Raw genomic sequence first — 22994 nt, forward strand, 5'->3', positions numbered from 1 at the left:
CTCTTTCCCAAATTCGCAGGCAGAGTTTCAGCCTGATTACCTTCTAATCACCATTCTACACCACAACGGCTATTTATAAAACGGATTTTACCCATTCTTCCGCAGATGCTAATGCTTCAGCCAGCCGCTCAGGCTGTTTTCCTCCCGCCTGCGCCATGTCCGGACGGCCGCCTCCGCCGCCTCCGCATGCTTCTGCGACTTGCTTGACAAGCTTGCCTGCGTGGAAACCCCGCTCTATTAAATCTTTTGTAACTCCGGCGGAAATATTCACTTTTTCGTTTTGAACCGCCCCGAGAACGATGACGGCTGAGCCCAGTTTCGCCTTTAGATCGTCAACCATTGTGCGCAGGTGATTCATATCTTTGGCATTCACTTTTTCTGCGAGCAGTTTGATTCCATCAATTTCTTTTACTTTTTCCAAAATCTCTCCGGCTTCTTTATTTCCAAGTTTCGCCAATAAAGATTCGTTTTCTCTTTGAGCCTCTTTCAGATCAGACTGGAGCGCTTCGATCCGTTTCGGCACTTCCTTCACATTGGTTTTCAGGACTTCTGCGGTCTGCTCGAGAAGCTCCAGTTTGGCGTTCATCTCTTCGTAAGCGCCCTGCCCTGTTACCGCTTCGATCCTGCGAGTGCCAGCCCCGATGCCTGATTCAGACACGATCTTAAAGAGGCCGATTTCAGCCGTATTTCTCACGTGGCAGCCTCCGCACAGCTCGATGCTGTAGTCGCCGACTTGAACAACGCGGACGATGTCTCCGTATTTTTCGCCGAACAGTGCCATGGCTCCCATCGCTTTCGCTTCATCAATCGGTTTTAAGTCGATTTGAACAGGAATCGATGCCCAAATTTTCTCGTTCACTTTTGTTTCGATTTGGTCGAGTTCTTCCTTTGTCACCTGTCCAAAGTGAGAGAAGTCAAAACGCAGACGGTTGTCAGTGACTAGCGAGCCTGCCTGGTTGACATGCGTGCCGAGCACATCTTTCAGCGCCTGATGAAGCAGGTGTGTCGCTGTATGGTTTTTGACAATGTCTTTTCTGAGCCGCTCAGTGACTTCTGCAGTCACGCTCATGCCTTTTTTAATTGCGCCGCTTTCCACGATTCCTTCATGGAGGTGCTGACCGTTCGGCGCTTTTATAACGTCTGTGACGCGAATAGCGGCATCACCGCTTTTAACCCAGCCTTTATCACCGATTTGTCCGCCGCTTTCAGCATAGAACGGCGTTTTTTCGAGGATGAACTGAACTTTTTGGCCTTCTTGAACGAGATCGGCAAGTTCTCCGTCTTGAAGAAGCTCGGCGATTTTTGTTTCCGTTTTGATATCGGAGTAGCCGATGAACTCGCTTTCTGTCATGATATCGCGAAGAGCGCCACCTTGAACCTGCATGCTGCCAACGTCCTGACGCGCCTGCCGGGCCCGTTCGCGCTGCTTGTCCATCTCGCGCTCAAATCCGTCATGGTCGACTTCCATGCCTTCATCCTCGGCGTATTCTTCGGTCAGTTCAACAGGGAATCCATACGTATCATACAGTTTAAAGACATCTTCCCCGGAAATGATACGGTTTCCTTTTGCTTTTTCCTTTTGAATCACTTCTGAGAGAATCGCCAAGCCCTCGTGCAATGTTTCATGGAAGCGTTCTTCCTCTGTTTTGATGACTTTCGCGATAAAGTCTGCTTTTTCTTTGACTTCGCCGTAGTAAGCGGCCATGATGTCGGCAACTACCGGTACGAGTTCATACATAAACGGACGGTTGATATTGATGGACTTCGCATAGCGGACAGCGCGGCGAAGCAGCCTTCTGATGACATAGCCGCGTCCCTCGTTTGACGGCAGCGCACCGTCGCCGACCGCAAACGCAGCCGTCCGGATATGATCGGCCACAACCTTAAACGCCGTATCTTTTTCAGCAGATGTGCCGTACTTTTCTCCTGAAATGGCTTCTGTCGCCTTGATGATCGGCATAAACAAATCCGTATCATAGTTCGTCTTGGCGTCTTGAATAACAGATACCATCCGTTCAAGACCCATCCCGGTATCAATGTTTTTCTTCGGAAGCGGTGTGTATGTTCCGTCAGGATTGTGGTTGAACTCAGAGAACACAAGGTTCCATACTTCAAGATAACGCTCGTTCTCCCCGCCCGGGTAAAGTTCCGGATCAGACGGGTCATTTCCATAATCTTCACCGCGGTCATAGAAGATTTCGGTATTCGGTCCGCTCGGGCCTTCGCCGATATCCCAGAAGTTTCCCTCCAGTCTGATGATTCGTTCCTCAGGAACGCCGATTTTTTTTGACCATAATTCATACGCTTCGTCATCTTCCGGATGCACCGTGACTGACAGACGTTCGGGATCGAAGCCGATCCATTTCTGATCGGTTAAAAATTCCCATGCCCACTCGATCGCTTCTTCTTTGAAATAATCGCCGATCGAAAAGTTCCCGAGCATTTCAAAGAACGTATGGTGGCGGGCTGTTTTCCCGACATTTTCAATATCGTTCGTTCTGATTGATTTTTGAGCGTTGCAGATGCGCGGATTCTCCGGCACAACACGTCCGTCAAAATATTTTTTCAGCGTCGCGACTCCGCTGTTGATCCAAAGCAGGGAGGGATCTTCATGCGGAATAAGAGAGGCGCTCGGTTCAACGGCATGCCCTTTTTCTTTAAAAAAATCTAAAAACATTTGGCGCACTTGTGCGGATGTTAATGTCTTCATTATTTTTTTCCTCCTTTAATGATGCACATGCAAATGAAAAAGCCCCCGCCCTATGCAAACAACGTTTACACAGGGACGAGAGCTCCTCTCGCGGTACCACCCTGATTATGTGCGCAACAAAACGCCCATCACCTTGATATCCGAATAACGCCGGATAAAGACGGCAGGTTTTCGCCTGCACTCAGGATTAGCTTCTACTGATCTTCTGTTAAAGCTCTTTCACCGCAATGGAGCTTCTCTCTATAAAACAGGGCTTCAGTATACTCGGATCCGTCAATCGAGATACGTATGTATGTCTATTTCGAAATTATAGACAACGGAAGCCGTTATGTCAAACTTCTGACGCTCACGCTTTTCTTGCCGCTAAAAAATGGACGAGCATCACTTTGATAACAGCCATGACAGGCACAGCCAGAATCATACCGATGATGCCGGCCAGCTCACCGCCTGCCAGCAATCCAAGCATAATGACGACGGGATGCATATGCAGGCTTTTGCCGACGACAAGTGGCCCGAGAATATTGCCTTCGATAAACTGAAGAATCAAAATCGTAATGATCACCACGAAGACGAGCCTCGTCGATAAAGCGGCTGCTACCATGACAGCCGGAATCGCGCCGATGACTGGGCCGAAATACGGAATGACATTTGTCGCGCCGATGACAAGGCCGAGGATCAGCGGATAAGGCAGGTCAAAAAACCAAAATGACAGGCTCGCTCCCAAGCCGATGACAAGGCAGACAAAAAGCTGTCCTCTGATGTAGTCCCCGAGAGAATCATCGACATCCCGGATGAATTCGCTGCCTCTCGCCCTCCATGAAGAAGGCGTCAAATACCATACCGCTTTCTTCATCGTATCAATATCTTTCACCATGTAGAATACTAAAAAAGGAATGATCGCCGCCACGAGCATATAATCAAAAACGAACCGAATGCTTCTGATCGTCCGTTCCACCCAGCTTGCTACGAATTCTTCCGTCTGATTGACGAACCTGTCGATCCTGTCGTGCATGCCGTCAGGCCAGCCGTCTGTATGATGATGCAGCTGATCCAGCATGTTTTCGTAAGATGCGGCAAGAAACGGAATTCCCTCTGAAAGCTCTGTCAGCTGTTTAATGAGGATCGGTACCCCTTTGTAAAAGACGTAGCCGAGACCTGCAAAAAACAGAACATAAATCAGCAAAATACTCAATGTCCTCGGCACACCGGCCCGGTGTATCTTTTCAACGACAGGCAAAAGCAGATAGGTGATAAAAACCGCAATCGCCAGCGGGATCAGAATCGACTTCAGCAGCACGCAGACAGGCTCCCAAATCATTCTCAGCTGCAAAAAGATATAGACGGTTAATAGCAAAAGCATGAAGATCGAGACCCACATTAAAAGCTGCAGCGGTTTTTTCAGCATTTTTTTCACCCCTTGTTAGCTTTTGATTTCTGCTTGTAATTATTCCCGAAGAAAAAAAGGGACACCCTGTTAAGGGTATCCCTTCTGCTTAAAACATTTTCATGACGCGTCTTCTCAGCTTTCTCATGTTTCGCTTGTTCATCATATCGTTCTGAGACGCCATGTAGTACATCAAAGCCCCGGCTCCTAAAGAAATGAGAGAAGTCATTGTACGATTCAACTTTCTAACCTCCATTCAAAGGTTAATCGTTCGTTCGTCATCTGTAAACAGATCGTCCAGGCTGCTCAATGTTCCGTCCTCTTCGACTTGATGGGTCGAAATTTTTCCTTTTGAAAGGGTCAGCTCAATAAAGCATCCCCAGCAGTAATATTGATTTACACCGATTTTGCCGATGTTTTTGCTTTTGCAATTCGGGCAAACGAGCATTTGAACACACACCTCTTATTCGTTCAAGACGATTGTGCTTCTGCCTACTTCAAGCGGTTCCCCAGATGAGTGAATCTGCTTTTTGTCGCCTGACAAATCGGCAAAAAAACCGTCTGATAGTTCATATGCTACGATTATGCCCGTGTCGGAAGAAAAGTATACATCTTCCAGCATGCCCAGCGTATCTCCTGCTCCGTTTTTGACCATTTTTTGCCTCATCTGGTCATAAGAAAGACTCTGCTTCGGAACTTGCATCGGCTTGAATTCGGTGAAATCAACGTATACGCCGTCACGTCCGATTTCGGTGACAGCGGGAAGCGGAAGAAGCGAACGGGGATTGTAAAAGCGCCGCTTCTCTTCCATAATCAATCCGAGACATGTCCCTTCGTGAGAAAAACAGATATCTGTTACCACCCCAAGCGGGAGGGAAGATTGTCTGTCGTAAACATTGAGTCCTTCCAGCTCATTGCATGTTCTCAAAGTGTGATCAACCACCTTTTTACGAACACTCTTATGATCTGCTGTTGCGACGCGACTCATACGATGAAATGGATTCCATGAAAAACACTTATTCTGCTTCCTTTTCCATAAAATCAAAAGGTGTAATGCCTTCCATCCCGATATTGGCATCATAGACGCTGAAAGGCAGCTCTTTTTGAAGCGCCATGAGCTCTTCATCCTCTTCATGTGCCGCCTGCTGAAGCCTTCTTTTAAGCGATGTCTGCCTTTCTGATGATTCCTTATTTTTCACACCCCATTCAAGGGCTGCTTCTTCCCCGCACAGAATCAGGAATTTTTTGCTTCTTGTGATGGCCGTGTAAAGCAAGTTCCTTCTCAGCATCCGGTAATAGCTTTTGACGACCGGAAGGATGACGATCGGAAATTCGCTGCCCTGCGATTTGTGGATCGAACAGCAATAGGCGTGCGTAAATTGGTTGAAATCTTTTTTTGTAAACGTGATTTCATTCCCGTCGAAAGAGACGACAGCCATGTCTTCTTTTTCCGTATTTTCTTTTGCATAAAAAATCGAGACGATCTCACCCATATCACCGTTAAACACGTTGTGCTCCGGCTGGTTGACGAGCTGGAGCACTTTATCTCCGGTACGGTAAACGACATCGCCGTACTTCATTTCCCTGCCTTTCGGCTTCGGCGGATTCAGGATGCCCTGCAAAAGCGCGTTTAACTCATTGATGCCGGCCGCTCCTCTGTACATCGGAGCCAAAACCTGAATATCCCTGGCCGAATATCCTTTTTGCAGCGCGTTTTTGACGACTTTTTCGACGACTTCTTTGATCTGTTGCTGGCGGCAGCGAATGAAAGAACGGTCTTTTGTCGGCGCGGTCAAGTTTTCCGGAAGCTTTCCTTGTTTCATTTCATGCGCCAGTTCAACGATTGAAGAGCCTTCAGCCTGCCTGTAAATATCGGTTAATCTGACAGAAGCAATCACATTCGATGCCAAAAGATCCCTGAGCACCTGTCCGGGACCAACGGACGGAAGCTGGTCTTCGTCTCCGACCATGATGACCTGTATCCGGTCGGGAATCGCCTTGAACAATTGGTTGGCGAGCCATATATCAAGCATGCTCGTTTCATCAATAATGAGCAGCCGCCCTTCAATCGGATTGTCTTCATCATGCGTAAATCCTTCGGCTCCATTCCAGCCGAGAAGCCTGTGAATCGTCACAGCCGGCAGTCCGGTCGACTCGCTCATCCGCTTAGCGGCCCGGCCGGTCGGTGCTGCCAGTACGAACGGAAACGTTTCATCCTTTTTGTAATCAGCCGGATTCAAGCTTAAACCGTGCAGCTCGCTGTACAACTCGACGATTCCCCTGATGACGGTCGTTTTCCCGGTTCCCGGTCCGCCTGTCAAAAGCAGCATCGGCGACATCAGCGCTTTTTGAATGGCTTCTTTTTGGCTTGGCGCGTATTGCACTTTCATCCGTTCTTCAAGCTCCCCTAAAGCGAGCAGGAATTCCGATTCGGGAAACTGGTCATCATATTCGGTCTGTCCGGCGATTTTCTGCACCCTTTTCGCAAAGCTTTGTTCAGCGTAGTAAAGGGACGGATAATAACACCTTTCATCTTCAATGAACAGCTCTTTTTGCTCCCCTAAGGAAATGATCGCGTCGGCCACATCCATCTCGGTTACTTTTTCTTCACCTGCAGACTGGTTTAACAGTTTTTGCGTCTCGATGATGAGCTGTCTCGTTTCTATGTACGTATGCCCTTCTTGAAGGCATGTCGCTTCAACTGTGTATAAAATCGCCGCTTTAATCCGCTCTTCATGTTTGCCTGAAATTCCCATTCTGCCGCCCAGTTCATCAGCTTTGATAAAGCCGATTCCTTCGACATCCTTGACAAGCTGGTACGGATTTTCGCGGATTTTATCGAGCGTTTCCGCTTCGTACGCCTGATAAATCTTCATGGACAGCTGGGGGCCGAAGCCGAATTCGCTCAAGGAGATCATAATCTGCTCGAGCCCCTGATGCTGCTGAAGGGCAGCGGCAAGCTTATCCGCCTTTTTTTTGGAGAGCTTCGGAACATCATACAGGACGGCGCCGTCGCTTAAAATTTTGTTGATTGCACCTTCCCCAAGCTTATTGACAATTTCCTCGGCCGTTTTCTTGCCGATTCCTTCAAATAAATCGCTGGCCAAGTATTGGATCACGCCTTCTTTCGTTGTCGGCACTTCCTTTTTAAAATGATCCGCTTGAAATTGCAGGCCAAATTTCGGATGGGAGGCGGTTTTTCCGTAAAACGTGTAGATATCGTCTTCATGGATCAAAGGAAAGTAACCGGTGACAGAAACGGTTTTGTCTTCAAAAGACTCCGATGTTTCTTCCACTTTTACTTTCAGTACGGTATACAGGTTTGTTTCATTATGATAAATGACAGCCGTTACCGTTCCTTTTACAAAAGAAGCTTCTTCCATTTCGATCTGGTCCGGGTTATGGCGCTGCATCACTGTTCTCCCCCCCTCCATTCAAAATCCGTCATGACGGCCCTTGATCAATCAAGCTTCTTCCAAAAGCTGCTTGGCGCGAATGCTAAGCATATGGTCCGGCTGAATGTCCAGCGCCTTGTTCAGCATGTCGAGCGCTGTTTTCCGATCTTCTTTAAACGCATAAGCAACGCCTAAATTATAAAATGCATCTGCATGGGACGGGTCGCGCTCCGTTACATTTGAAAATTCCGTGATCGCTTCGTCCAGCATCCCTTCATTGGCAAGGCACATGGCGTATTGAAAACGGGCTTCGACATCCGCATCATTCAGCTCAGCGGCTCTTTGCAAATACGGCATCGCGAGCTTCGGCTGCTCAAGCTTCACGAGCGTGGTTCCGAGCATGTAATATAAGTCGCTGTTTTCCATGCCCGTCCGATGCGCTTTTTCGAACATGTCCTTCGCTTCTTGATACCGTTCTTTCATGACATAGACATTCCCCGCTCCATAATAAGCTGCTCCCGCTTTCTCATCCAAAGCAGCCGCCCGGTCGTAAAACTTAAGCGCCCTGTCCAATTCGCCGACTGCAGATAGCAGATTGGCAAAGTTGATATAAGGCACCGGATCTCCGCTGTTTTCATCAATTGCCTTTGTAAAGGCTTCTGCGGCTTTTTCAAAATCGCCTTTTTGCATTGCATCTATTCCAATTTGATTGTAATCCAAAAGCCCTCTCCCTTTCACGAACTATTTTAAAAAGGCCGCCGACATTGCCGGCAGCCGTTCGAGAAGCTCCGGGGTGAATCCAGAGCCCCGGTTTTATACATACCAAAGTTGTTGTCCGTCTTTAAACACATCATCAATCGTTCCGCCGCCGAGGCATTCTTCGCCTCTGTAGAAGACAACCGCTTGTCCCGGTGTAACGGCGCGGACCGGCTCTTTAAAGATAACCTCCGCTTCATCTGTCCCGGTCATCCTGACAGTGACTTCATGATCGGCTTGGCGATAGCGGAACTTGGCCGTGCAGGTGAGCTCGTCTTCACCGCCGAAGACGCCCTCATGCACAAAGCTTACGTTTGTCGCCGTGATCTTATCGGAGAAAAGAAGCGGATTGTCGAATCCCTGGTCTACATACAAGATGTTTTTTTCAAGGTCTTTTCCGACGACGAACCAAGGCTCTCCGCTTCCGCCGATGCCGAGGCCGTGCCTTTGTCCGATCGTATAGTACATTAACCCGTCGTGGCGGCCTTTGAATTCGCCTTCCATCGTCCGCATATCTCCCGGCTGTGCTGGAAGGTACTGGCTGAGAAACGTTTTGAAGTTCCGTTCCCCGATAAAGCAGATGCCTGTGCTGTCTTTTTTGGCAGCTGTCGCTAGCCCCGCTTCTTTTGCGATTTCCCTAACGCGGCTTTTTTGAAGCTCGCCGATCGGAAACAGCACTTTGCTTAACTGCTCTTCTGTCAGCTGGTTTAGAAAATAGGTCTGATCTTTATTTTCGTCAAGCCCTCTGAGCATTTTAACACGCCCGTCCGTACGGTCGACCCGCGCATAGTGGCCGGTGGCCAAATAATCGGCTCCAAGCGACAAAGCATGCTCCAAAAAGGCTTTAAATTTAATTTCTTTATTGCACATGACATCTGGATTCGGCGTTCTACCCGCTTTATATTCATCAAGAAAATATTGAAAAACCTTTTCCCAATACTGCTTTTCAAAATTCACCGCATAATACGGAATCCCGATTTGATTACATACCTTTATGACATCTTCGTAATCTTCCGTCGCTGTGCAAAAACCGTTCTCATCTGTGTCATCCCAGTTTTTCATAAAAATTCCGATGACATCATAGCCCTGCTCTTTCAAAAGCAAAGCCGCCACAGAGGAATCAACGCCTCCGGACATTCCGACGACCACCCGTGTATCTTCAGGCCGCTTCGCCATTTTCATCAACTCCAATAAATCAATTCAAAAACTTGTCCTTTCAGATCATATCATCATTTTCGGGCAGGATGCGAATCTTTAGCTCGGAGCATCGCTACCCGAAATTGATGACAGGCGCTTAACAATTTTCACAAGTTCTTTCGCGGCGCGCTCCACCTGTTCCTCTGTATTGCCAAAGCCGAAGCTGATCCTTATGGATGACGTCAGCCGATCGTCCTCCTCGCCAAACATGGCGGAGAGAACATGAGACGGAAGCACAGATCCAGCCGTGCACGCCGATCCGCTCGATACTGCAATTCCCGCCATATCGAGATTGACGAGCAGCGATTCAACAGATACTCCCGGAAAATACAGATTCAAAATATGCGGCAGGCTGTGCTCCCTGCTGCCGTTCACATCGAAGGAGACACCTTCAGCTTCCAGCGTACGGGTGATGATGTCTTTAAACCGGCGGTAAAGCGCCGATTTTTCTTCTCTTTCCTGACCTGACAACAAAACGGCCTCACCGAGCCCCGCGATTCCCGGGACATTTTCCGTACCCGCCCGGCGTTTGCGTTCCTGCTCTCCTCCGAAAAGAAGCTGGCTGAGCTTGACGTTTTCGTTGACGTATAAAAAGCCTGTCCCCTTCGGTCCGTTAAGTTTATGTCCGGAGACAGACATCATATCGATACGGCTTTTTTGCACATCAATCGGCAAAAAGCCGAAGGCTTGAACCGCATCTGTATGAAACAGCGCCCGATGGTCCTTTAGCAGATCGCCGATCTCATCGATCGGCTGAATCGTGCCCACTTCATTGTTCCCATACATCACTGTCACCAGGATGGTATCGTCCCGCAACGCGTCTTTCACCTGTTCGGCGGAGATTCTTCCGCTTTCATCGACATCAAGATATGTGACGTCAAATCCCATTTCTTCAAGCCTGTTGCACGTATGCAGAACGGCGTGGTGCTCGATCTTTGTCGTGATGATGTGGCGGCCCTGCTTCTCTCTCGCCAGCGCGCTTCCGAGAATCGCCATATTGTCGGCTTCGGTTCCCCCGCTCGTAAAAACGATTTCATTGGGATGCGCTCCGATTTCCCGAGCGATCAGCTCCCTCGTGCCGTCAAGCCATTTTCGGCTCTCCCTTCCAAATGAATGAATGCTTGAAGGGTTTCCGAAGTTTTCCGTTAAGTAAGGCAGCATTTTTTCCACTACCCGGGGGTCAGTCGGAGAAGTCGCTGCATGGTCTAAGTAAATCCGTTCCATCCTACCATTACACCTCGATCTTAAATGTAAAACATATACGCTTCTTGCTCGCCCTCTGTATAGCTGGCCAAGTCCTCAAGCGTCGTGGAGTCCAGCACTTCCTTGACAGCATCGCGAATCTTGATCCACAGTTCGCGCTTTGCCGGCTCCTCATTTTCAAGCACTTCCACCGGGCTGATCGGCCCTTCCAGGACGCGAATGATATCGCCCGCCGTAATCGCCTCAGGCTCGTCACCCAGAATGTAGCCGCCGTACGCGCCGCGGATGCTTTTCACAAGCCCGGCGTTCCGCAAAGGTGAAACAAGCTGTTCCAAATAATGTTCCGATAAATCGTTTGTCTGAGCAATACTTTTCAAAGAAGTCGGGCCTTCCCCATGCTTTTTAGCAAGCTCAATCATAATCGTCAGCCCGTATCTGCCTTTAGTTGATATTTTCAAAATAAACACCTCTAACCTATAATAAATCATGCCTTCAGGACGAAGGTACTCGGCGTTTTTCGCAGGACGCGAAAGTCTTTAGCCGAGTCTCCTTCTACACCAGGACGAAGGTACTCGGCGTTTTCGCAGGACGCGAAAGCCTTTAGCCGAGTCTCCTTTCACAACAGGACGAAGGTACTCGGCATTCCTCGCAGGACGCGAAAGCCTTTAGCCGAGTCTCCTTTCACAACAGGACGAAGGTACTCGGCATTCCTCGCAGGACGCGAAAGCCTTTAGCCGAGTCTCACTCCGGACGAAGGCACTCCGCGCTCCTCACAGGACGCAAAGGCGCCCGGTACATCCTCATAAGGCATAAGCCGATCTTCAAGATGAAACACCGGTGCAAGCCGGCTGCCGGTTTCAAGCATCTGTTATATATTAAAAACTCGGTTTGGACAAGGTTCCGGCCTTGCCCGTCTGATAGATTACAGGTTATTATAGCACACTTTATATAAACTTTCATTTTCGGCCTTATATTCAGCTTGCCATATTCATTTCTTTTCTAATCGTCTTTTTTCCGTTACTCTATAAAAAGAATACATTCGGGAGAGATCAATCATGAAACCACTCGCATTTCGAATGCGCCCTACAAAAATCGAAGAGGTTCTCGGCCAGGATCATCTGGTCGGGGAAGGAAAGATTATTCATCGGATGGTGCAGGCCAAACACCTCTCATCGATGATTCTGTACGGCCCACCGGGCATCGGCAAAACATCGATCGCCACGGCGATTGCCGGCAGCACGAGCATCGCTTTCCGAAAGCTGAACGCAGTCATCAATAATAAAAAGGACATGGAAGCCGTTGCCGCCGAAGCAAAAATGTCGGGGCAGGTCATCTTAATCCTTGATGAGGTGCACCGGCTTGACAAAGGCAAGCAGGACTTTCTCCTTCCGTATTTGGAAAACGGCATGATTATCATGATCGGGGCGACGACAGCCAACCCGTATCATGCGATCAATCCGGCGATCAGAAGCAGAACGCAGATTTTCGAGCTGCACGCTTTAGACCCTGAACAAATCAAAGCGGCCATTAAACGGGCGCTTGAGGATGAACACAGAGGCCTCGGTGCGTATGACGTTGCCGTCGATGATGAAGCGCTTGACCATTTGGCCCGCGGCTGCGGCGGAGATGTCCGCTCCGCTTTGAATGCGCTCGAGCTTGCCGTATTGTCCACAAAGGAAAACAGCGAGGGAACCATCCGCATCACATTGGAAATCGCAGAAGAATGCCTGCAGAAAAAAAGCTTTGCCCACGACAAAGATGGAGACGCGCATTATGATGTCATTTCCGCCTTCCAAAAATCGATCAGAGGCTCTGATGTCAATGCTGCGCTTCACTACATGGCAAGGCTCATTGAAGCGGGGGATTTGGAAAGCCTTGCCCGGAGGCTGCTTGTTATCGCCTATGAAGATGTCGGCCTGGCGAGTCCGCAGGCTGGAGGAAGAACGCTTCAAGCCATTCAAACGGCGGAACGGATCGGATTTCCGGAGGCAAGGATTCCGCTGGCCAATGCCGTGATCGAGCTATGCCTGTCTCCTAAATCGAACTCGGCGATCCTTGCGGTTGACGAAGCAATGTCAGACGTCCGCTCCGGAAAGATCGGCGATGTGCCGAACCATTTAAAAGACGCCCATTATAAAGGAGCAGCAGAGCTTGGCAGAGGCGTGGAATACAAATATCCGCACGATTACGAGAACGGCTGGGTCAAACAGCAGTATCTGCCTGATCCGCTGAAAAACAAAGTTTACTATCAGCCGAAGCAGACGGGTAAATTTGAGCTCGCGCTGAAACAAGTATATGACAAGCTGATGAAACAAAAATAATAAACAGCCTGTTTCCTTTTCATGGGAGACAGGCTGTTTTCCTTACGCCGAGCTTAAACGATGACAAAATCCCAAAACGGCTTTTAGTTTTGGGATTTTGTCAACAATCTAAAACGACAGCACTTCTGCTGTCGTTTTTGTATTACTTATCTTTCACCCTTTTGATCGGAATATCTTTCAAAAGCTCCATGATCACATGGCCGCCCATGATCAAGCCTGCGACCGACGGAACAAAAGCATTTGAAGACGGCGGCATCTGAGCTTTGCGGATTTTCGCCTCATCATTTCCGACGACTTGGCGCACGTCTTCGCGGATCACGATCGGGCTTTCGTCAGAAAAGACGACTTTAATGCCTTTCGTAATGCCTTCCTTGCGAAGCCTCGTCCGGATGACTTTTGCAATCGGATCAGTGTGGGTTTTTGAAATATCGGCCACTTGGAACCTTGTCGGATCTGTTTTATTGGCCGCTCCCATGCTTGAAATGATGTTGATGTTCCGCTTCAGGCACTCTTTCATTAAGTGAATTTTATAATGAATCGTGTCTGACGCGTCGATCACATAATCCGGTTCATAAGCAAAAAACTGTTCATACGTCTCTTCGGTATAGAACATTTTTAAAGCGATGACGTCGCATTCCGGGTTAATATCAGCAATTCTCGCTTTCATTAAGTCAACTTTCGGCTGTCCGACCGTTGAAAGTAAAGCAGGCAGCTGACGGTTGACATTCGTGATGTCAACATCATCTTTATCGACCATCACGATCCTGCCGACACCTGAACGGGCGAGCGCTTCCGCGGCGAAAGAGCCGACCCCGCCGACGCCCAAAACGGCGACCGTGCTGTTTTTTAAAATATTTAAACCTTCTTTTCCAATCGCTAATTCATTGCGTGAAAACTGATGTAACAAGAATCTCACTCCATCTTTATAAACAGTTACCGATAGTATCTTATCATAATCGGGTGATTAAACAAGCGTTCTATTTCATTTTTCCGTCATATTTTTTCGCTCTGCCTCATAGATTATCCTATGTATGGCCGAAAACGGCCCTTTCAAGCACAAAAAAGTCCCGATTGTGCCGTTGTCGTATTCCTTCGTTTTGATCCCGCTCTCGGCAGGTGGGTGTTCTGTTCCAAACTTTGCAAGTCCTCCAGCACACGAGTGAAAAGAGGCATTTGCTCCATTTGGAAACATCGAACTCCCAAGTAAAAAAATGTTCGGTCAAAACTAGGTGTACAACAAACACATCAGGACTTTATTTGTTAAAAATGATATCATACGTCCCTTTGATTTTCAATGGGATGTACAGCCGTATATTTTACAATTTACTGTCGAATTTTGTGTTTAATTTCAAGGTGCAGCTCATCAAGCTGAGCATTGTCGACCTCGCTTGGCGCTTCGGTCATCAGGCAGCTTGCGCTGGCCGTTTTCGGGAATGCGATCGTATCCCTCAAATTCGTACGGCCGCTGAGCAGCATCACAAGCCTGTCAAGACCGAGTGCAATTCCGCCGTGCGGAGGAGCCCCGTATTCAAAAGCCTCGAGCAGGAACCCGAATTGCTCCTTCGCTTCTTCTTCTGAAAAGCCGAGAAGGCCAAACATTTTCTCCTGAACGTCTTTTTCAAAAATACGGATCGATCCGCCGCCAAGTTCATAGCCGTTTAGGACAAGGTCGTAAGCCTGCGCCTTCATGTCCTGCGGATTCGTCTCGATCAGCTTGAGATCCTCCCTGACAGGCATGGTGAACGGGTGGTGCGCGGCATAGTAGCGGCCTTCCTCAGCATCGTACTCGAGAAGCGGCCAGTCGACAACCCATAAGAAGTTAAACAAGCTTTCATCGATCAGGTTCAGCTCTTTACCAAGCTTTAAACGAAGCGCTCCCAGCGCGTCATTGGCGACTTCGAGCTTGTCGGCCACAAAGAGAAGCAGATCCCCATCTGCGGCATCAAGCGCCTGAACAAGCGCCTCCTGTTTTTCGCCGGCAAAAAACTTTGCAATCGGTCCTTTAAGTCCATCCGCTTCCGTTTTCAGCCAAGCCAGCCCTTTTGCTCCATAGTTTGCAGCAAACTCTCCAAGCGCATCGATATCCTTGCGAGAGTAGTTTGCAGCGGCTCCTTTGACATTGATCGCTTTGACCGCTCCGCCGCTCGTCACGGCCGAAGCGAACACTTTAAAGTCCGAATCCTTCACTGCTTCTGACACATCCGTCAAAAGCATGCCGAAGCGCGTATCTGGTTTGTCAGAGCCGTATCGGTTCATGGCATCCTCATATGACATTCTAGGAAGCGGCAGCGAGATTTCAATGCCGTGCGTTTCACGCATCACGTGCGCCATCATTTCCTCCGAGAGCTTCATGATGTCTTCCTGGCTCATAAATGACATTTCGATATCGATTTGCGTAAACTCAGGCTGACGGTCTGCGCGCAAGTCCTCATCCCTGAAGCAGCGGGCGATTTGATAATAGCGGTCAAATCCTGACACCATCAAAAGCTGTTTAAAGATTTGCGGAGATTGCGGAAGCGCATAAAATTCCCCTTCATGCACACGGCTCGGTACAAGATAGTCGCGTGCGCCTTCAGGCGTGCTTTTTGTTAAAACAGGCGTTTCAATATCGAGAAAGCCGTTGTCATCCAAAAAGCGGCGGACAGCTTTTGTGACGTTATGACGCATTTTCAGGGAGTTGAACATCTCCGGACGGCGCAAGTCGAGATAGCGGTGCTTCAATCTGATGTCTTCAGATACTTCTGCAGCCTGGTCGCTGATCGCAAAAGGAGGCGTTTTGGCCGCACTCAGCACCTCGACCGATTCCGCCTGAATTTCGATTCTTCCGGTTTTTAAATTCGGATTGACTGTTGCTTCTTCGCGGGCAACGACTTTGCCTGTAATGTCAAGCACATATTCGCTGCGGATGCTTTCAGCTGTTTCCAGGGCTGCTTTGGAAACGTCCGGATTAAACACAACCTGCACAATGCCGGTACGGTCTCTCAAATCAATAAAAATCAAGCCTCCGAGATCGCGTCTTTTTTGAACCCATCCTTTTAAAACGACGGATTCTCCGATCGCCTTCTCCGTTATTTCGCCACAATAATACGTTCGTCCAAACAAAGCGGTCCTCTCCTTTAACTTTCAGTGTTTGTTTTCAAAAAACGGATGAATTCATCAAGGCCGACGGCCTGTTGATCTCCTGTTTTCGCATCTTTGACATTAATTTGATTTTGGTTCAGTTCATCCTCGCCCAAAACAGCGATATATTTCGCATGGAGACGGTCAGCGGATTTAAACTGACCTTTCATTTTTTTCTGTTCATAGTCGATTTCGGCGGAAATCCCTGCTTCTCTCAGTTTATAGAGGAGGGATACGGAATAGTCTTTGGCTTTGTCGCCAAGTGTCACGATATAGCAGTCAATGCCGTCATCCGTTCCGACATTTACATTTTCGGCGTCCAGTGCGGCGAGAAGGCGTTCGATGCTCATCGCAAAGCCGATGCCCGGCGCTTTCGGTCCGCCGAACTCCTCGGTAAGGCCGTCATAGCGCCCACCGCCTGCAAGCGTCGTAATCGCTCCGAAGCCTTCGGCATTGCTCATGATTTCAAAAGCCGTGTGATTGTAATAGTCAAGCCCTCTCACCAGATTCGAATCGACCTCAAATGCAATGCCGATGTCGGTCAGATATTGCTGTACTTTTGCAAAATAGGCTTTAGATTCTTCATTTAAGTAGTCAAGAATCGAAGGAGCCGTTTTCAGCAGTTCATGATCCCTGTCTTTTTTGCAGTCCAGAATCCGCAGCGGGTTTTGCCGGAGCCGTGTTTGACAGTCTGAACAAAACTCGTCGATCCGCGGCTCAAAGTGGCGGATCAGCGCTTCTCTGTGAGCGGTTCGGCTCTCTTTGTCGCCGAGGCTGTTAATGACAAGCTTCAGATTGCTGAGACCCGCTTTCCGGTACACGCTCATCGCCAAAGCAATGACTTCCGCATCAATCGCCGGATCGTTCGAACCGATCGCTTCGATGCCGAATTGATAAAATTGGCGGTAGCGCCCCGTCTGCGGCCTTTCATAGCGGAACATCGGTCCGATGTAGTAAAGCTTCGTCGGCTGAACCGGATTTGCAAAAAGTTTGTTTTCCACAAAAGAGCGTACCGCTGATGCAGTACCTTCAGGACGAAGCGTCAGGCTTCTTCCTTTTTTGTCTGCGAATGTGTACATTTCTTTTTGCACGATATCGGTCGATTCTCCCACCCCGCGGGAAAATAGTTCTGTATGTTCAAAAATAGGCGTCCGGATTTCTTTATATTGATACGCATGACACGTTTCTCTCGCAATCTTTTCGACATATTGCCAGCGTTCCGATTCTCCGGGGAGAATATCTTGTGTTCCCCTTGGAATATTAAATCCCATGTTAAAATCCTCCTCATGACTGAAATGCTTTTTTCATTTATGGAAATAAAAAAACCCCCGAGCCTACTATAAAACCAATAGTAGGGACGAGAGTTATACCCGTGGTGCCACCCTAGTTGGAACGATAAACCCGTTCCCGCTCATGCCTTTAACGCAGGTTCACGTCCGCCGCCTAATTGCTCGCATGTTCTGACGGGCTTTCAGCGGGAAACCTTCGGAGTGTTCATTCGGTCAAGATACCGTGCAGACCGCTTTCAGCCCAGGGCGGTTCCTCTCTTTTCACGTACTCTTGCCTACTATTCTCCATCTTCAGTTCAGCTCATATGTACACTAATTTATATTATAATACGAGTGTTATGTTTGCATGTCAACCCTATTTGCGGTTCTTTTTATTCTGAATTGATTCTTTGGACGTCAGCCCAAGCTCAGTGGCCGTTTCTTCCATGAAGCCGGCGTGCTCCGGGTCCGCATGCTCCTTTAGATGCAGATTCGCATCTTGCTCATGGATCGCCCTGCCCATTCTTTGATTATACCTCATGCAGCAACATCCTTTTGATATCTTTTTTCTATAGTATAAACAAATCATTTTCATTTTATTAAAAAAACGGCAAGGAATATACGATATAGAAGAAGAAGTAGTGTTCCAAGTTTTTTACCGAAAGGAGGAGATGGGTATCAAAATGAAAAAAAGAGCGGTATTGATCCTATCGATGATGCTGGCAACACAAGCAGCCTTTTATACATCGTCAAACACAGCTTCTGCAGCCATCGGGGAAGCCGTGATTGCCACCGATGAAATCAATGTCAGGAGCGGTCCTGGACTGAGCCACGAAGTCGTCAGCGTCGTCAGCCGGAATGAAAGCTATCCGATTCTCGAAGAACGCGGGGATTGGGTGCAAATTCAGCTGAACGGCGGACAAAAAGGCTGGGTCGTATCCTGGCTGATCAAGAAAAAAAGCCAAGTCTCCAGCGGGTCTGATTCCGCATCGGGAAAAGTCACATCTTCCGAAGCAAACTTAAGAATCAGAAAAGGTCCCGGCACTTCATATGAAGTCCAAGGCGTATTCCCTGAAGGAGAACAGGCTGACCTGTTAAAGACCGACGGAAAATGGATGAAGATTTCCTATCAGAACATCACAGGCTGGGTCCATTCAGACTATGTCAATCAAGGTTCAGGCGCACAACAGTCTCAATCGTCTTCATCACATGCTTCATCAACAAAATCAGGAACGGTCGGCGTATCCACCTTAAATGTCAGGAGCACAGCTTCCCATCAAGGACGGATTATTGCCACGCTCCAACGGAATGCAAGCGTGACGATTTTAAACGAACAGCACGGCTGGTATGAAATCGAATTTAATGGACAAAAGGGCTGGGCCGCAAGCCACTATATTCTCGAAGGAACCAAACAGAAAAGCGGAACTTCGGAAACAAGCAGCGGCTCCGGGTCAAAACAGCAGGCCACCATCGTGTATGAAGGCACAAATGTTAGAAGCGGGCCTTCGACATCCTCAGCGATCGTCAAGCGAGCGGGGAAAGGCGAGTCTTACCCGATCGTCTCTGCAAAAGGCGACTGGTATGAAATCAAACTGTCAAACGGCAATTCCGCTTATGTGGCAAGCTGGGTCGTTCAGACCGCTGACCAGTCAGGCTCAGCCGGAGATTCGAAAAGCGCAGCACCGCCTTTGGCAAAGCGGTCGAGCGCAAGCGGCACAATCAAAAATAAAACGGTTATCATCGATGCCGGACACGGAGGACATGACAGCGGAACAATCGGAACGCGGGGGACGCTCGAAAAACGGCTGACCATCAAAACAGCAACGCTACTTGCCGCGAAACTGAGAGCCGATGGCGTCAACGTCTATATGACACGGAATGACGATTCTTTCGTCAGCCTTCAGTCGCGGGTCGCGACCTCTCATTACCGAAACGCCGACGCTTTTATCAGCATTCATTATGATAGTTTTCCAAACGCGTCCGTCAGGGGAAATACCGCCTATTACTACAGCCCGTCAAAAGACCGGAAGCTCGCAGCAGACGTGCAGTCCGAGATCGAAAAGCACTCGCCTCTGCCAAGCCGCGGCGTATTATTCGGGGACTACTTCGTATTAAGAGAAAATAAACAGCCCGCCGCATTGTTTGAACTCGGCTACTTGAGCCATCCTCAAGAAGAAGCGGTTGTCAGCACGAACGCTTACAGAGAAAGAGTGACAGACGGCATCAGAAGCGGCCTGGAAAACTATTTTGACTAATAAAAAAAGCTCCCAAATGGGAGCTTTTTTATGCTTTCGAATCCATAATAAACGTGACGGGACCGGAATTTGTCAGCTTGACATCCATCATTTCTCCAAATCTTCCCGTTTCGACAGTGACGCCTTTTGCGCGAAGTATGCTGTTCCACTCCTCGTACAATTGAAGCGCCTGATCGGGTTTTGCCGCTTTTGTAAAATTCGGCCGCCTTCCTTTTTTCGTGTCGCCGTACAAGGTAAACTGAGAAACCGATAAAACGGAGCCCCCGACATCTAAAAGCGACAGGTTCATCTTTTCGCCTTCATCTTCAAAAATTCGCAGATTGACAAGCTTTTCCGCCAAATATGCGACATCCTCGCTCGTATCTTCGTGCGTCACACCGACAAGCGCCATCAAGCCGAGGCCGATTTGACCGACAGTCTCACCTCCCACCGAAACGCTTGCATCTGTGACGCGCTGAACAACTAATCTCATGACACTTTTCCTCCTAATTCATCACCCTGCGCACGGAGTAAATATCTTTGATTTGCTTGATCCGTTCAACTACTTTATGCAAATGATTAATATTTTGAATGAAGATGGCCATATGGATCGTCGCCACTTTATTGCGGTCCGATTTACCTGAAACGGATGAAATATTTGTTTTTGTCTCATTAACGGCCTGAAGAACTTCATTTAGAAGTCCGCGGCGATCATAGCCGAGAATTTCGATTTCGACGTTATATTCTTTTCTCCGCTGCGTCTGCGGTTCATGCTCCCATTCTACTTGAATCAGCCGGTCGAGCGCTTCATTTGTTAAAACGTTCGGGCAGTCCTCACGATGGACGGAGACGCCCCGGCCTTTTGTAATGAATCCGACGATCGGATCTCCCGGAACAGGGTTGCAGCATTTTGACAGTCTGATCAGAAGGTTGTCAACGCCTTTGACGCGAACGCCCGCTTCGCGTTTCTTCCCTTGGTAAGGTTTCACTTCAGGCGTTACGTCCTGAACGCTTTTCACCTGTTCTTCCTGATCTCTGATCTTCCGTTCTTTTTCCGTCAGGCGGTTTGCAACTTGAGCGGCTGTAATGCCGTTATAGCCAACTGCGGCATACATGTCTTCTTCATTGGCAAAGTTAAATTTGTCGGCGACCTTCTGCAGATTTTCTGCTGTTAAGACGTCTTTCACTTCAAAGTCCAGGTTTTTAATTTCTTTTTCAACCAGTTCTTTGCCTTTTTCGACGTTTTCCTCTCTGCGCTGCTTTTTAAAGAACTGACGGATTTTATGCTTCGCCTGAGATGTCTGGGCAAGGTTGATCCAGTCCTGGCTCGGACCGTACGAATGCTTGGATGTCAGAATTTCTACGATATCCCCTGTACGCAGCTTGTAATCAAGCGTGACCATTTTGCCGTTTACTTTCGCCCCGATCGTTTTATTGCCTATTTCTGAATGGATCCGGTACGAAAAGTCGATCGGCACGGAGCCTGACGGCAATTCGATGACGTCTCCTTTCGGCGTAAAAACGAACACCATGTCGGAAAACAAATCGATTTTAAGAGATTCCATAAATTCTTCGGCATCGCTCGACTCATTTTGAAACTCCAAAATTTCGCGGAACCAGGAGAGTTTTTTATCAAAACTTGAATCTTCATTGGCATTTTTGCCTTCTTTGTAAGCCCAATGGGCCGCGATTCCGTACTCCGCAATTTCGTGCATTTCAAACGTCCTGATCTGGACTTCCAGCGGATCCCCCTTCGGGCCGATGACGGTGGTGTGGAGCGACTGGTACATGTTCGGCTTCGGCATTGCGATATAGTCTTTAAATCTGCCCGGCATCGGCTTCCAGCACGTATGAATAATGCCTAAAACCGCGTAGCAGTCCTTGATGCTGTTGACGAGGATCCGGACTGCGAGCAAGTCGTAAATTTCGTTGAATTGCTTGTTTTGCATGGCCATTTTTCTGTAGATGCTGTAAATATGCTTCGGCCGGCCGGAAAAGTCCGCTTTAATATTGACCTCTTCGACGCGACTTTTCACTTCGTTTACGACCTCGTCGACGTACAATTCCCTTTCGGCCCGCTTTTTCTTCATCAAATTGACGATCCGGTAATATTGCTGCGGATTTAAATACCGTAAAGCGGTATCCTCAAGCTCCCACTTTATTTTTGAAATCCCAAGGCGATGAGCCAGCGGAGCAAATATTTCAAGCGTCTCATTTGAAATTCTGCGCTGCTTTTCCTGCGGCAGATGCTTCAGGGTTCTCATGTTGTGAAGGCGGTCCGCCAGCTTGATCAAAATGACGCGGATGTCCTGAGCCATAGCCACAAACATTTTCCGATGATTTTCTGCCTGCTGTTCTTCCTGTGATTTATATTTAATTTTCCCAAGCTTCGTGACGCCGTCGACAAGCATCGCAACTTCTTCGTTGAATGCTTCCTTTAAATCTTCAAGCGTTACGCTCGTATCTTCCACCACATCATGGAGAAATCCTCCCGCTATTGTGGCGGGGTCCATTTCCAAATCGACGAGGATTCCTGCGACCTGGATCGGATGAATAATATACGGCTCGCCCGATTTGCGGTATTGTTCGCGATGTGCGTCTTCCGCGTACTGATAAGCCTTTTTTATAAAAGCAACATGTTCATCGGAAAGGTAATTTTTCGCCTTCTCAATGACTTGCTCAGCGGTTAATACTTGTTCGTTCGCCATGGAATCACCTTTTTTATAATTGAAAACTGTATTGTAATTATTATCAAGAAAAATGTCACAGATGTAAAGAGAAGAAATTTAAAAGGGCTTTTGCCGGCCCCGGAATACTATATGAATAGGAAAAAAAGCACCCGCTTTTTATGAGTGCTTTTTATAGTATAAATTTTGTTTAGTATTGCATCAAGGTTAAAATATCATATCCGTCCAGTTTATTTCTTCCTTCAAGATATGTCAGTTCGATCAGGAAAGCGATTCCGGCCACGACGCCGCCGAGCTCTTCAACAAGCTTGATCGTTGCTTCAATCGTCCCGCCGGTTGCAAGCAGGTCGTCAGTGATTAAGACGCGCTGCCCCGGTCTAATGGCATCTTTATGGATGGTCAGGACGTCTTTTCCATATTCCAATCCGTAGTCGACTTTGATGACTTCGCGCGGCAGTTTGCCTTCTTTGCGGACAGGCGCAAACCCTACCCCAAGCGCATATGCGACAGGGCAGCCGATGATAAATCCTCTCGCTTCAGGTCCGACAACGAGATCGATCTGTTTTTCTTTCGCATACGTTACAATTTGATCTGTCGCGTAGCGATAGACGTCGCCTTTGTCCATCAATGTTGTAATATCTTTAAATTGTACGCCTTCCTTCGGGTAGTCCGGCACAATTGTCACATACTTCTTCAAATCCATCTGTCTTCATGTCCTC

At 48.3% G+C, this 22994-nt stretch carries 19 protein-coding genes, 1 other RNA gene and 1 other annotated feature; of the genes, 2 read left to right on the top strand and 18 right to left on the bottom strand.

Features of this window, described 5'->3' with window-relative positions; translation table 11 throughout:
- Positions 1-73: 73 nt before the first annotated feature.
- The 10 genes from alaS to cymR all read right to left on the bottom strand — a co-directional run bounded on the left by alaS (position 74) and on the right by cymR (position 11103).
- Positions 74-2710: an alanine--tRNA ligase gene (gene alaS, locus BTA31_RS19200; protein ID WP_076793551.1), complete on the bottom strand. Its 2637-nt coding sequence runs from the start codon at positions 2708-2710 to the stop codon at positions 74-76.
- Positions 2711-3056: 346 nt separating this feature from the next.
- Positions 3057-4115 (bottom strand): AI-2E family transporter, encoded by a 1059-nt coding sequence (locus BTA31_RS19205; protein ID WP_076793552.1) that lies wholly within the window; start codon positions 4113-4115, stop codon positions 3057-3059.
- Positions 4116-4203: 88 nt separating this feature from the next.
- Positions 4204-4335, bottom strand: a complete 132-nt coding sequence (locus BTA31_RS19210) for a YrzQ family protein (protein WP_003183926.1) — start codon at positions 4333-4335, stop codon at positions 4204-4206.
- A gap of 15 nt (positions 4336-4350) precedes the next feature.
- Complete coding sequence (locus BTA31_RS19215; protein ID WP_003183928.1) at positions 4351-4542, bottom strand: hypothetical protein; 192 nt, start codon at positions 4540-4542, stop codon at positions 4351-4353.
- Positions 4543-4557: 15 nt separating this feature from the next.
- Positions 4558-5022 (bottom strand): PRC-barrel domain-containing protein, encoded by a 465-nt coding sequence (locus BTA31_RS19220; RefSeq protein WP_043928207.1) that lies wholly within the window; start codon positions 5020-5022, stop codon positions 4558-4560.
- Between the two features lie 88 nt (positions 5023-5110).
- On the bottom strand, positions 5111-7507 hold the full coding sequence (gene recD2, locus BTA31_RS19225) for an SF1B family DNA helicase RecD2 (protein WP_043928240.1): 2397 nt from the start codon (positions 7505-7507) through the stop codon (positions 5111-5113).
- A gap of 51 nt (positions 7508-7558) precedes the next feature.
- Positions 7559-8209 (bottom strand): tetratricopeptide repeat protein, encoded by a 651-nt coding sequence (locus tag BTA31_RS19230; RefSeq protein WP_043928206.1) that lies wholly within the window; start codon positions 8207-8209, stop codon positions 7559-7561.
- 93 nt (positions 8210-8302) lie between these two features.
- Entirely contained in the window at positions 8303-9421 is a 1119-nt protein-coding gene (gene mnmA, locus BTA31_RS19235; RefSeq protein ID WP_043928205.1) for a tRNA 2-thiouridine(34) synthase MnmA, read from the bottom strand.
- Between the two features lie 78 nt (positions 9422-9499).
- The gene (locus tag BTA31_RS19240; RefSeq protein WP_043928204.1) at positions 9500-10666 is read right to left on the bottom strand and encodes a cysteine desulfurase family protein; all 1167 of its coding nucleotides are present in this window, start codon (positions 10664-10666) and stop codon (positions 9500-9502) included.
- 20 nt (positions 10667-10686) lie between these two features.
- Positions 10687-11103, bottom strand: coding sequence for a cysteine metabolism transcriptional regulator CymR (gene cymR / locus BTA31_RS19245; protein ID WP_023855382.1), 417 nt, complete (start codon positions 11101-11103; stop codon positions 10687-10689).
- A 597-nt stretch (positions 11104-11700) separates the two neighbouring features.
- Between cymR and BTA31_RS19250 the strand changes: the two genes are divergently transcribed.
- The gene (locus tag BTA31_RS19250; RefSeq protein ID WP_076793553.1) at positions 11701-12966 is read left to right on the top strand and encodes a replication-associated recombination protein A; all 1266 of its coding nucleotides are present in this window, start codon (positions 11701-11703) and stop codon (positions 12964-12966) included.
- A gap of 142 nt (positions 12967-13108) precedes the next feature.
- Here BTA31_RS19250 and BTA31_RS19255 read toward each other — a convergent pair whose 3' ends face one another.
- The 5 genes from BTA31_RS19255 to BTA31_RS22890 form a co-directional block, all read right to left on the bottom strand.
- On the bottom strand, positions 13109-13873 hold the full coding sequence (locus tag BTA31_RS19255; protein ID WP_043925430.1) for a tRNA threonylcarbamoyladenosine dehydratase: 765 nt from the start codon (positions 13871-13873) through the stop codon (positions 13109-13111).
- 153 nt (positions 13874-14026) lie between these two features.
- Positions 14027-14221: non-coding RNA, 6S RNA (gene ssrS / locus BTA31_RS19260), on the bottom strand.
- 68 nt (positions 14222-14289) lie between these two features.
- The gene (gene aspS / locus BTA31_RS19265) at positions 14290-16068 is read right to left on the bottom strand and encodes an aspartate--tRNA ligase (RefSeq protein ID WP_076793554.1); all 1779 of its coding nucleotides are present in this window, start codon (positions 16066-16068) and stop codon (positions 14290-14292) included.
- A gap of 14 nt (positions 16069-16082) precedes the next feature.
- The gene (hisS, locus tag BTA31_RS19270; RefSeq protein WP_076793555.1) at positions 16083-17357 is read right to left on the bottom strand and encodes a histidine--tRNA ligase; all 1275 of its coding nucleotides are present in this window, start codon (positions 17355-17357) and stop codon (positions 16083-16085) included.
- A 79-nt stretch (positions 17358-17436) separates the two neighbouring features.
- Positions 17437-17676, bottom strand: a binding site (T-box leader).
- Between the two features lie 54 nt (positions 17677-17730).
- Positions 17731-17895, bottom strand: coding sequence for a YrzK family protein (locus BTA31_RS22890; protein ID WP_094777454.1), 165 nt, complete (start codon positions 17893-17895; stop codon positions 17731-17733).
- A 142-nt stretch (positions 17896-18037) separates the two neighbouring features.
- On the opposite strand from BTA31_RS22890, the gene BTA31_RS19275 reads away from it, so the two are divergent.
- A complete protein-coding gene (locus BTA31_RS19275; protein WP_076793602.1) occupies positions 18038-19609 on the top strand; it encodes an N-acetylmuramoyl-L-alanine amidase family protein in 1572 nt (523 codons plus the stop codon).
- A 28-nt stretch (positions 19610-19637) separates the two neighbouring features.
- On the opposite strand, the gene dtd is transcribed toward BTA31_RS19275, so the two are convergent.
- From dtd to BTA31_RS19290, 3 genes are all read right to left on the bottom strand, one after another.
- On the bottom strand, positions 19638-20081 hold the full coding sequence (gene dtd / locus BTA31_RS19280) for a D-aminoacyl-tRNA deacylase (RefSeq protein WP_043925427.1): 444 nt from the start codon (positions 20079-20081) through the stop codon (positions 19638-19640).
- Positions 20082-20094: 13 nt separating this feature from the next.
- On the bottom strand, positions 20095-22296 hold the full coding sequence (locus BTA31_RS19285) for a RelA/SpoT family protein (RefSeq protein WP_043925426.1): 2202 nt from the start codon (positions 22294-22296) through the stop codon (positions 20095-20097).
- Between the two features lie 169 nt (positions 22297-22465).
- Entirely contained in the window at positions 22466-22978 is a 513-nt protein-coding gene (locus tag BTA31_RS19290; RefSeq protein ID WP_076793556.1) for an adenine phosphoribosyltransferase, read from the bottom strand.
- Between the last annotated feature and the right edge of the window lie 16 nt (positions 22979-22994).

Source organism: Bacillus haynesii, from assembly GCF_001969855.1.
Lineage (GTDB): Bacteria > Bacillota > Bacilli > Bacillales > Bacillaceae > Bacillus > Bacillus haynesii.